This is a genomic window from Streptomyces himastatinicus ATCC 53653 (assembly GCF_000158915.1).
GTDB lineage: Bacteria > Actinomycetota > Actinomycetes > Streptomycetales > Streptomycetaceae > Streptomyces > Streptomyces himastatinicus.
Window position 1 is genome coordinate 8,075,691 of the sequence record NZ_GG657754.1, and the last position, 10,807, is coordinate 8,086,497.

Sequence of the window (10,807 nt, forward strand, 5' to 3'; positions counted from 1 at the left end):
CCGGCTGGAGCGCGGCCGGGACCTCGGAATCCGTCTGGGAAGCCACGGCGAAGGACTGGCCGTAGGAGTGTTCGACCACGCCCACCTCGTGGCGGAGGTTCAGCAGGGTGCCGGTCTTGTTTGACCACTTCGTGGCGTCCGAGCTGAAGTCCGGCGTGAGGCGGTGACGGAGGACGTTGTGGGCCATGAGCGTCCGCACCCGCTCCGCCACCTCGGGGTGGATCTTCGACGGGGTCCACAGCGCCTGGAGCAGATCGACGTACGAGCGCGCGCTGCCCGTGTTGGCGCGGGTCGTGTCGAGCTGCGGCACACGGTGCCCGCGGCCACCCGTACCCGCGCCGATGGCGAGGGCGTGGGCCAGATCGACCTGGGCGGCGTCGAAGCGTTCCACGGGGGTGTCGGACAGCTCGTCCATGGTGTGGCGGACGGTGATGTCCCGCAGGCCGAACTCGTGGAGCAGATCGGCGACCAGCGCAGGCGGGGTGAGGCCGAACAGCGCGTCGGCGGCCGTTCCGTCGCTCAGGCAGGTGCTCAGGTACAGCAGGTCGTCGACCGCGACCCGCGCCGGGTGGCGGAAGCGGCTCAGCCCGGTGGGGCCGGGCGTCGTGATCCGGCCGGGCGGTACGTCGAGCATCGCCGCACCGTCCAGCTCGCCCCGACGGATGCGTTCCACCGTGGCCAGCGCGAGCGGGACCTTGACCAGGGAGGCCGACGGGAGCTGGGTGTCGGGGTCGAGGCCCAGTTCGTCCCCCGTGTGCAGGTCCCGTACGAGAAAGCAGCCGCGGAGGCCGCCGTCGTGCAGCTGCTGCCGCAGGTCGTGGAGCAGGGCTTCGGTGTTCATCGTCCAGATTCCGTTCCGGCGCTTCCGGCGCTTCCGCCGCTTCCTGCGCCCAGGCAACGGGCCACGGCCCCGCCCAGGCGCGCTTCGATGTGCTGGGGGCTGCCTTCCGCGGCGGCGAGGGCGTACCCCCGGCCGAGGGCCAGTTCGCCGACGGGCCGCCAGTTCAGACCGAGTTCCGTGGCCTGCGCGCGGGAGCACAGCAGGACGTCGGGCGTACCGAAGACCTCCGCCACGGCCGTGGTCAGGTCGGTCGCGGCGACGAGTTGGGCGGGCCGCAGGCCGACCGCGTCGCGCAGCCGGGTCAGCGGATCGCGGATGTGCGGTACGTCGTCCTCCGGTTGGATCCAGACGCGCCGGGCCGGGCCGGAGGAGGTGCGTCCGACGCGCAGCGTCTCCAGGTAGACGCGCTTCACGCCGGGATCCACGGCACCGGCGAGCCCGAGCGGTACGCGCCACGCCGAGTCGTCCGGCGGCACCGCGAGCAGGGCGGCCCGTACCTGCTCGGCGTGGAGGAGTTCCCGGCGCTGCGCCGGTGCCGCGACGCGGAGGTCCAGGGTGACGCCGAGCCCCCGCGCCTCGGCGACGAGCCGGGCGAGACCGGCCGTGGTGCAGATGCCGGGCACGGCGAGCCGCCACGGCTTGCGCTTGACCGCTTCGGCCTCGTGCAGCAGCACATCCGCCGCCTGGACGAGCTGCCTGGCCGTCGGCAGCATGTCGCGGCCGAACGGAGTGAGTACGGCCCGCCGCGACGTGCGCTCGAACAGCGGCTCACCGAAGCGTTCCTCCAGGGCGGCGACGCGACGGCTGGCCACCGACTGGGACATCCGGGCGGCGGCCGCCCCGACGGTGAAACTGCCGTGCTCGCTCACGCTGACGAACGCACGGCATGCCCCCACGAGATCCACAGCTCGCAACCCTATGCCAGCTCGGCATTATGCCGAATCCGCATGAAGTGGCGCGTGAGCGTATTGGACCGCATGAGTGCCCGATGGCGAAGGTGTTCCCAACTCACCGGCCAGCGATGGTTCTTGGAGGTCGAACCCATGCGCTACACCCGTGCCCGCCGCACCGCCCTCGGTGCGCTCGCCGCGCTCGCTCTCGTCCCGCTCGTGGCCTGCGGCCAGGACAACTCCGCGCCCGCCGCCACGGCGACGTCCATCGCGGACGCCAAGCCGTACACCGGCGAACTGAAGGCCCTGGAGCGCGAGTACGACGCACGGCTCGGGCTCTACGCCATCGACACCGGCACCGGACGCCAGGTGGCCTACCGGGACGGTGAGCGCTTCGGCTTCCACTCCACGTTCAAGGCGCTCGCCGCCGGAGCCGTGCTGCGCAAGTACTCCCTGAGCGGAATGAACAAGCTGATCACGTACTCCCGCGACGACCTGGTCGACAACTCGCCCATCACTGAGAAGCACGTCGACACCGGCATGACCCTGCGCGAGCTGTGCGACGCCGCCGTCCGCTACAGCGACAACACCGCGGCCAATCTGCTGTTCGACGCGATCGGCGGGCCCAAGGCGCTCGAACGCGAGGTCAGGAGGGTCGGGGACGATGTCACGCGGATGGAGCGCATCGAGCCCGAGCTGAGCAAGTGGGTGCCGGGCGACACGCGGGACACCACCACGCCGCGTGCGCTCGCCAAGGATCTGCGCGCCTTCGCCCTCGGCGACGTCCTCCGCAAGCCCGAACGCGCCCAGCTCGCGACGTGGCTGAAGACCAACACCACAGGGGACGCCCTCATCAGGGCCGGGGTGCCGGGGGGCTGGGTGGTCGGCGACAAGACCGGAAGCGGCTTCTTCTACGGCGCCCGCAACGACATCGCCGTGGTGTGGCGCCCGGACGCCGCGCCCATCGTCATGGCGGTCCTGACGAACCGCGGCGAGAAGGACGACGTACACGACGACAAGCTGATCGCGGAGGCGGCCTCCGTGGTCGCCGACACGCTGTCGTAGGTCGGGCCGGGGCGCCACGCGCGTACCACGCGGCTACCACGCCCGCCCGGTGCACTGGGTGGTGCGGACGGACGGAACTTCGTCCGACTCAGAGAGCGAGGGAGCACACATGCGCATCCAACGTCTCGTCGCCACCGCCGCGGTGCTCGCGGCCGGGCTGGGCGGAGCGATCGTCTCGGCCCCGACCGCCACGGCGGCGTCGGGCCCGGCCCAGGCGGCGGTGACCCAGACCGACGTCACGCCGAAGTCCTGCCCGCCCAACGCACCGCCGCCGGATGTCGGGCCTCAGTTCCGGTGCCTGTCGTGGTACCCGTCGGAGGCGGAGTGCAACGCGGGCGTCAAGGAGAACGTCGAGCACACCCCGTCGATCGGCGGATACTGCCAGCCCGCCCCCGACGGCTGGTGGGGCTTCATCCACCCGGGGCCCTGAACGACCGGTGCACCCGCGGGTCCCCGCGCAGCGCGCGTCTCAGCCGCGCTCGCGGGGATCTCGTCGTATCAGCCCGGATTCGCGCAGCACCCGCTCCACCGTCTCGTCGAGCCCGCTCGTCGCCGGGACCACCGTTTCGCCGCCGCCCGGCAGCAGGTCCAGCGGGCGGTACCAGTCGCGCAGCTCCGCCTCGCCGTACTCGGCCGCCTGCGGCTTCGTGGCGTGGCGGCGCACCGTCTCGGCGAACGGCACGTCGAGGTAGTACGCGTGGGTGCGGCCCCGGTGGTCGTCGCGCAGGCCGTCGAGCATCGTGCCGTAGTGGGCCGCGTACAGGATGCCCTCGACCACCACGTGGTAGCCGTGGTCGAGGGCGTAGCGGGCGACGGTGTCGATGAGGCCGATGTTCGCGCCGTCCGGGACGTCCCGCTCCCGCAGGACATCCCGCCGCACCATGTCCTGGCCGACCAGGGCGAGCCCCTGCCCGTAGCGGGCGCGCAGCTCGGCGGCGACGGTGGACTTGCCGGAGGCGGAGTTGCCGCGGAGGAGGATCAGCCGCGTCGTCGGGGAGCCCATTAGCACCCCGATGACGTTACAGGCGCCGAAAGTTGAAGTTTCGTCAGGACCGTTGACGAATCCGTGGAGCCGCCCTAACTTCATCGCGTCGTACTTCGTACGTCATATATGAGACGCGATACGTGAGATCTGAGAGCCCCCATGGACATCGCCCCCAGCCCGATTCCCTCCCGTACTCAGTACGTGCTGGAAGCGGTCAAGCACGCCATCCTGACGGGACGGCTGCGGCCGGGGCAGCCGCTTGTGGAGACCGAGCTGGCCGCGCAGTTCGGGGTGTCGAAGACGCCGGTGCGGGAGGCGCTGAAGACCCTCGCGGGCCGTGGGCTGGTCGTGATGAGCGAGTACAAGGGCGCGACCGTCCGGACCGTCGACACCGCGATGGCCCGGGCCGTATACGACGTACGGCTGCTGCTGGAGCCCGAGGCGCTGCGGCGGACCGTCACCGCGCGGGCGAGCCTGGCGGCGGCGGGGGCCGCGCTGGAGCGGTCGGACGCGGCGGCCGATCCGGCGGACCGGTCGCTGGCCAACCGAGACTTCCACCGTTCGCTCTACCTCCCCTGCGGCAACCCGCTGCTGACCCGGATGCTCGACGAGCTGCGCGACCAGGCGGCGCTGGTGTCCGCCGTCGCCTGGCAGGCGGTGCCGTCGTGGGAGCGGGAGGCGCGGGAGCACCGGGAGATCCTGGCCCGCGCGCACGACGGGGACGCCGACGGCGCCGCCCGCGCGCTGCACCACCACATCTCCTCCTTCGTCCAGCGGGCCTTTCCCGACCCGGACGCACACTAGAAAGGGTCCGCATGGACTTCACACCGCTGAGAACCGCGCTCGCGGACGTCGTGGCGATCCCGGTGACCCCGTACGACGCCACGGGCGCCGTCGACCGGACCACCTACCGCGCCCTGCTGCGCCGGCTTCTCGACGGCGGCGTACGGGCCGTCACCCCCAACGGCAACACGGGGGAGTTCTACGCCCTCACCCTCGAGGAGCGCCGGCTGTGCACCGAGCTGAGCGTCGAGGAGGCGGGCGGCCGGGCCGCCGTGCTGGTGGGCGTCGGGCAGGACGTGGCGACCGCGGTGGACGCCGCGCGGCACGCCCGGGAGGCCGGGGCGCAGATGGTGATGGTGCACCAGCCGGTGCACCCGTACGTATCGCAGGACGGCTGGGTCGACTACCACCGCGAGATCGCGGAGGCGGTTCCGGAGCTGGGCGTGGTGCCGTATCTGCGCAACCCGATGATCGAGGGCGCGGCGCTGGCGGGCCTGGGCGAGGCGTGCCCGAACGTGATCGGCGTGAAGTACGCGGTCCCCGACGCGGCCCGCTTCGCGGCCTTCGCGCGGGACGCGGGCCTCGACCGGTTCGTCTGGGTGGCCGGGCTCGCCGAGCTGTACGCGCCCTCGTACTGGGCTGTCGGCGCCACCGGCTTCACCTCCGGCCTGGTCAACGTCGCCCCGAAGCTGTCGCTCGACATGCTGGGCGCGCTGCGCGCCGGGGACTACGCGGCCGCGATGAAGGTGTGGGAGCAGATCCGGCCGTTCGAGGATCTGCGGGCCGCCCGGCAGTCGGCCAACAACGTGACCGTGGTGAAGGAGGCGCTGGCCGCGCTCGAGCTGTGCCGCCGCGACGTCCGCCCGCCCAGCCGGCTGCTGCCGGAGCCGCAGCGCGCGGAGGTCGCCGCGCTCATACAGGGGTGGGCGCTATGAGCCGCCCGCGCAGAAGACCGGAGGAGCTGCGCAGCCACCAGTGGTACGGCACCGAGGGGTTACGCACCTTCAGCCACCGGGCCCGCACCCGCCAGCTCGGCTATCTGCCCGAGGAACACCTCGGCAAGCCCGTCATCGCGATCCTCAACACCTGGAGCGACATCAACCCCTGCCACGTCCATCTGCGCGACCGCGCCCAGGCGGTCAAGCGCGGGGTCTGGCAGGCGGGCGGCTTCCCCCTCGAATTCCCGGTCTCCACCCTCTCCGAGACCTTCCAGAAGCCGACTCCGATGCTGTATCGGAATCTGCTGTCCATGGAGACCGAGGAGCTGCTCCGCTCGTACCCGGTGGACGGCGCCGTGCTGATGGGCGGCTGCGACAAGTCCACCCCGGCGCTGCTCATGGGCGCCGCCACCGCCGATCTGCCGACCGTCTTCGTGCCCGCGGGGCCGATGCTGCCGGGGCACTGGCGCAACGAGGTGCTGGGCTCGGGCACCGACATGTGGAAGTACTGGGACGACAAGCGGGCCGGGCTCATCGGCGACTGCGAGATCGCCGAACTGGAGCGCGGCATCGCCCGCTCGCCCGGCCACTGCATGACCATGGGCACCGCCTCCACGCTGACGGCCGCCGCCGAGGCACTGGGCGTGACCCTGCCGGGCGCCTCGTCCATCCCGGCCGTCGACTCCGGGCACGAACGGATGGCCGCGGCCTCCGGGATGCGCATCGTCGAGCTGGTGTGGCAGGACCTGCGGCTCTCGGAGCTGCTCACCCGGGACGCGTACGAGGACGCCGTCACCACCGTGCTCGCGCTCGGCGGCTCCACCAACGCGGTCATCCACCTGATCGCCATGGCCGGGCGCTCGGGGGTGCGGCTCACCCTGGACGACTTCGACCGGATCGCCCGTACGGTGCCCGTCCTCGCCAACCTGCGGCCCGGCGGCCGGTATCTGATGGAGGACTTCCACTTCGCGGGCGGACTGCCCGGGTTCCTCTCCCGGCTGACGGACCGGCTGCATCTGGACCGGCCCACCGTCGCCCACGCCACCCTGCGCGAACAGCTCGACGGCGCCCTCGTGCACAACCCGGACGTCATCCGGCCGCGCGAGACCCCCCTCGCCGAGGAGGGCGGGGTGGCGGTGCTGCGCGGCAACCTGTGCCCGGACGGCGCGGTCATCAAGCACATCGCCGCCGATCAGCATCTGCTCGAGCACACCGGGCCCGCCGTCGTCTTCGACGACTACAAGACGATGCAGGCCACCATCAACGACCCCGCCCTCGGCATCACCGAGGACACCGTGCTGGTGCTGCGCAACGCCGGTCCGCTCGGCGGGCCCGGCATGCCCGAGTACGGGATGCTGCCCATCCCCGACCACCTGCTGAAGAAGGGGGTGCGGGACATGGTGCGGATCTCCGACGCCCGGATGAGCGGCACCAGTTACGGCGCCTGCGCGCTGCACATCGCGCCCGAGTCGTACATCGGCGGACCGCTCGCCCTCGTCCGCGACGGCGACCTGATCACGCTCGACGTGGCGGCGCGGGTGCTGCGGCTGGAGGTGGACGACGCCGAGCTGGAGCGGCGCCGGGCGGACTGGACGGCCCCGCCGCCCCGCTACGAGCGCGGCTACGGGGCGCTCTACCAGGAGCAGATGACCCAGGCCGACACCGGCTGTGACTTCGGCTTCCTGGCCAGGGACGGTGCGGTGCCGGAACCGTACGCGGGCTGAGTCCGCGCCCTCCGAGCACCGAAAAATTTTTGCACGATATTTCGAACGTCGTACGGAAAGCGCTTCCTCGCCTGTGATGCATTGCAGTAAGCGCTTCCCCCTGAGAACGGAGAAGCAGTCATGGCCAACGCCGTGGCGAAACGTACGGGAGCGACACCACGCCGCCTCCCGTACCTGCTGATCGCCCCCGCCGGGCTGCTGATGCTGGGCTTCATCGCCTATCCGATGCTCAGCGTCCTCTACTACAGCCTCCAGAACTACAACGTCACCAAGCCCTGGCGGAACGGCTACGCGGGCTTCGAGAACTTCACCCGCATCTTCACCGACGACCCGCAGTTCTGGGACGCGCTGGCCTTCAGCGGCAAATGGGTCGTCACCGAGGTGCTGCTCCAGCTCGTCCTCGGCGTCGCGCTCGCCCTGCTGGTCAACCAGACCTTCATCGGCCGCGGCATCGCCCGCGCCCTGGTCTTCTCGCCCTGGGCCGTCTCCGGGGTGCTGACCACCACCATCTGGATGCTGCTGTACAACCCGTCGACCGGCATCAGCCGTTATCTCGCGGACGCGGGGATCGGCACGTACGGCACCTCCGTGCTCTCCGACACCGGCACCGTCTTCTGGGCCGCCGTCCTCGCCGAACTCTGGCGCGGTGTCCCCTTCTTCGCCATCCTCATCCTCGCCGACCTCCAGTCCATCCCGGGGGACCTGTACGAGGCGGCCTCGGTCGACGGCGCCGGGCGGGCGCGGCAGTTCTTCCACATCACGCTGCCGCACCTGAAGGACGCCATCGTGCTGTCGACGCTGCTGCGCGGGGTGTGGGAGTTCAACAACGTCGACCTGCTCTACACCCTCACCGGCGGCGGTCCGGCCGGGCAGACCACCACGCTGCCGCTGTACGTCGCCAACACCGGGATCAACGGCCATGACTTCGGCTACGCCTCCGCGCTGACCACCGTCGCCTTCGTGATCCTCCTCTTCTGCTCGATCCTCTATCTGCGCCTGAGCAAGTTCGGAGGCGACACCAAGTGACCGCCGTAACTGCGGAACAGGGCCACCGGGCCCAGACCGCCCCCGCAGCCCCCGTCCCGCCCGCCGCCTCCGGCAAGCGGCGCGGACGCTCGGTCGACGACGGCGTACCGCGCTGGCAGATCTACGCGCCGCTGGGCCTGTACCTGCTGTTCACCCTGATCCCCTTCTACTGGATGCTGCTCTTCGCGCTCCGCCCCGCGGGCTCCACCTCGCTGGTGCCGTGGCCGGTCACCGGGGAGCACTTCGCGAAGGTCTGGAACGAGCGCGCCTTCGGGACCTTCTTCCAGAACAGCATGATCGTCGGCGTCGCGTCGCTGCTGATGACGACGGTGGTCGCGCTCGCGGGTGGCTACGCCCTCGCCCGCTTCGACTTCCGTATCAAGAAGGGCTTCATGCTGGCCCTGCTCGCGTCGCAGTTCATCCCGGGCGCGCTGATGCTGGTACCGCTCTTCGAGATCTTCAAGAACCTCCAGATGATCAACTCGCTGGGGAGCGTGATCATCGCGGAGACCGTCTTCCAACTGCCCCTGTCCATCATCCTCATCAGCGGCTTCATCAAGAACGTGCCGGTCTCCCTGGAGGAACAGGCCTGGGTCGACGGCTGCGGACGGCTGCGGGCCTTCGGCGCGGTGGTGCTGCCGCTGCTGCGGCCGGGCCTGATCGCGGTCGGCTCCTTCGCCTTCGTACACAGCTGGAACCACTTCCTGTTCGCGCTGATGTTCCTCAGCTCGCAGGACATGCAGACCATCCCGGTCGGCCTCAACACCCTCATCGGCGCCGACAGCGTCGACCTGGGGGCGCTGGCGGCGGGCGGTGTCATCGCGGCGGTGCCGGTCGTCATCGTCTTCGCCTTCATCCAGAAGTGGCTGATCACCGGCTTCAGCGCCGGCGCCGTCAAGGGCTGACCGACCGACCCGGCCACCGACCCGGCCACTGTTTCGCGGACAAGGAGGTCCGACCATGCGCACGACGCAGGGATACACGCCCATACCCGTCGTCCTCGCGGGCGCGCGGGGACACGGCCGCTGGCACCTGGAGAACATCCGGCGGCTGGCGGGGGAGGGGCTGGTGCGGCTCGCCGGGGTGTGCGAACTCCGGCCGCTCGACGCCGAGGAGCTGGGCGACGGCTTCGGCTTCGGCGAGCCCGGGGCCGGGCCCGAGCAGTCCGGCGACCTGGGTGCGCTGATCGCCCGTACCGGCGCTCAGATCGCCGTCATCTGCACCCCGATCCACACCCACGCCGACCTCGCCCTCACCGCCGCCGCGCAGGGTGCGCACCTGCTGCTGGAGAAGCCGCCCACGCCCTCGTACGCCGAGTTCACCCGGCTCAGGGATGGGCTCGCGGACCTCGAAGCCGCCTGCCAGATCGGCTTCCAGTCCCTCGGCTCCCACGCCCTGCCCGCCATCCGGAAGCTCATCGCCGACGGCGCCATCGGGGCCGTACGGGGCATCGGCGCCGCCGGGGCCTGGTCGCGCGACGAGGCGTACTACACCCGCGCGCCCTGGGCCGGGCACCGCACCCTGGACGGCCGCGACGTCATCGACGGCGTCCTCACCAACCCCCTCGCCCACGCCGTCGCCACCGCCCTGCGCATCGACGGCGCCGACCGCGCCGAGGACATCACCGCCCTGGAACTGGAGCTGTACCGGGCCAACGACATCGAGGCCGACGACACCTCCTGCCTGCGCGTCCGGACCTGCTGGGGTACGACGATCACCGCCGCCGTCACCCTGTGCGCGGAGGAGCCCGGCGAGCCGTACGTCGTCGTCCACGGCGACCGGGGCCGCATCACCTTCTGGTACAAGCAGGACCGGGTCCGGGTCGAGCGCGCGGGAGCGCCCCCCGAGACCACCCACTACGCGCGCACCGACCTGCTGGAGGACCTGGCGGCCCACGTGCGCGACGGCACCGAACTCCTCGTCCCACCGGACCGCACCGGCGCGTTCATGCGCGTCGTCGAGGCGGTCCGCACCGCCCCCGCACCGGTCCCGCTGCCCCCCGACGCCTGGCGCACCGAACCCGGTGCGGCGGGTGCGTCGGCGGGCGCGAAGCGGCGCGTCGTCTCCGGCATCGACCAGCTGGTCACCGCCGGGGCCGAGCGCCTCGCTCTGTACTCCGAACTGCGCGCCCCCTGGGCCGCACCCCCCGCGGAGGTCCCGCACCCATGAACGCACCCATGAACGCACCCATGAACGCACCCATGAACGCAGCCTTCACCAACCGGCCCCCCTGCACCGTGCTGCGCCACGAGAACCGGCCCGTCGGTACGTACGTCCACCGGCCGCAGCTCGCCGGGACGCTCGCCCCCCGCCCGTATCTGCACCCGGTACGGACCCTCGGCGGCATCACCGTCACCGACCTGCGGACCGGGGGCCATCCCGCCGCCCAGCTGGGCGTGTCCATGGCCGTACCGGACGTCTCGGGGCGGAACTTCGGGGGCGGCCCGAGCCCCGCCACCACCTACGGCAGCCAGCGCCACCTGGGCTGGCTGCTGCGCGACCCGGACGGATTCGTGGAGGAGCTGTCCTGGACCGGGGGCGGACGGCAACTGCTG

General features: G+C 71.5%; 12 protein-coding genes. 9 read left to right on the plus strand and 3 right to left on the minus strand.

The genetic code is table 11. The features are described from left to right. A partial coding sequence (locus tag SSOG_RS34425; RefSeq protein ID WP_039939341.1) for a serine hydrolase occupies nt 1–841 on the minus strand: 841 nt, incomplete at its 3' end. Then, complete coding sequence (locus tag SSOG_RS34430) at nt 838–1,746, minus strand: LysR family transcriptional regulator (RefSeq protein WP_039939343.1); 909 nt, start codon at nt 1,744–1,746, stop codon at nt 838–840. The genes SSOG_RS34425 and SSOG_RS34430, both read right to left, overlap by 4 nt. A 138-nt stretch (nt 1,747–1,884) precedes the next feature. On the opposite strand from SSOG_RS34430, the gene bla reads away from it, so the two are divergent. Together bla and SSOG_RS34440 are read left to right on the plus strand one after the other, a co-directional pair. Beyond that, complete coding sequence (bla, locus tag SSOG_RS34435) at nt 1,885–2,796, plus strand: class A beta-lactamase (RefSeq protein WP_039939345.1); 912 nt, start codon at nt 1,885–1,887, stop codon at nt 2,794–2,796. A gap of 109 nt (nt 2,797–2,905) precedes the next feature. Continuing rightward, nucleotides 2,906–3,226, plus strand: a complete 321-nt coding sequence (locus SSOG_RS34440) for a hypothetical protein (protein ID WP_050800050.1) — start codon at nt 2,906–2,908, stop codon at nt 3,224–3,226. Nucleotides 3,227–3,265: 39 nt separating this feature from the next. On the opposite strand, the gene SSOG_RS34445 is transcribed toward SSOG_RS34440, so the two are convergent. Next, complete coding sequence (locus SSOG_RS34445) at nt 3,266–3,799, minus strand: kinase (protein ID WP_039939346.1); 534 nt, start codon at nt 3,797–3,799, stop codon at nt 3,266–3,268. 141 nt (nt 3,800–3,940) lie between these two features. Here SSOG_RS34445 and SSOG_RS34450 point away from each other — a divergent pair, with 141 nt between their 5' ends. The 7 genes from SSOG_RS34450 to SSOG_RS34480 all read left to right on the plus strand — a co-directional run. Further along, the gene (locus tag SSOG_RS34450; RefSeq protein WP_039939348.1) at nt 3,941–4,585 is read left to right on the plus strand and encodes a GntR family transcriptional regulator; all 645 of its coding nucleotides are present in this window, start codon (nt 3,941–3,943) and stop codon (nt 4,583–4,585) included. An 11-nt stretch (nt 4,586–4,596) separates the two neighbouring features. Continuing rightward, nucleotides 4,597–5,499 (plus strand): dihydrodipicolinate synthase family protein, encoded by a 903-nt coding sequence (locus SSOG_RS34455; protein ID WP_009718893.1) that lies wholly within the window; start codon nt 4,597–4,599, stop codon nt 5,497–5,499. Beyond that, nucleotides 5,496–7,226 carry an L-arabinonate dehydratase gene (gene araD, locus SSOG_RS34460; RefSeq protein WP_009718894.1) on the plus strand — a complete coding sequence of 577 codons (1,731 nt, stop codon included), beginning with the start codon at nt 5,496–5,498 and terminating at the stop codon, nt 7,224–7,226. Before SSOG_RS34455 ends, araD begins: the two co-directional genes overlap by 4 nt. Nucleotides 7,227–7,346: 120 nt before the next feature. Then, on the plus strand, nt 7,347–8,252 hold the full coding sequence (locus SSOG_RS34465) for a carbohydrate ABC transporter permease (protein ID WP_009718895.1): 906 nt from the start codon (nt 7,347–7,349) through the stop codon (nt 8,250–8,252). Then, the gene (locus SSOG_RS34470) at nt 8,249–9,157 is read left to right on the plus strand and encodes a carbohydrate ABC transporter permease (RefSeq protein ID WP_009718896.1); all 909 of its coding nucleotides are present in this window, start codon (nt 8,249–8,251) and stop codon (nt 9,155–9,157) included. The genes SSOG_RS34465 and SSOG_RS34470 overlap by 4 nt, the downstream gene beginning before the upstream one ends. A gap of 55 nt (nt 9,158–9,212) precedes the next feature. Further along, nucleotides 9,213–10,421: a Gfo/Idh/MocA family protein gene (locus tag SSOG_RS34475; RefSeq protein WP_009718897.1), complete on the plus strand. Its 1,209-nt coding sequence runs from the start codon at nt 9,213–9,215 to the stop codon at nt 10,419–10,421. Nucleotides 10,422–10,453: 32 nt separating this feature from the next. Beyond that, on the plus strand, nt 10,454–10,807 hold a 354-nt coding region (locus SSOG_RS34480), incomplete at its 3' end, for a DUF6807 family protein (protein WP_039942164.1).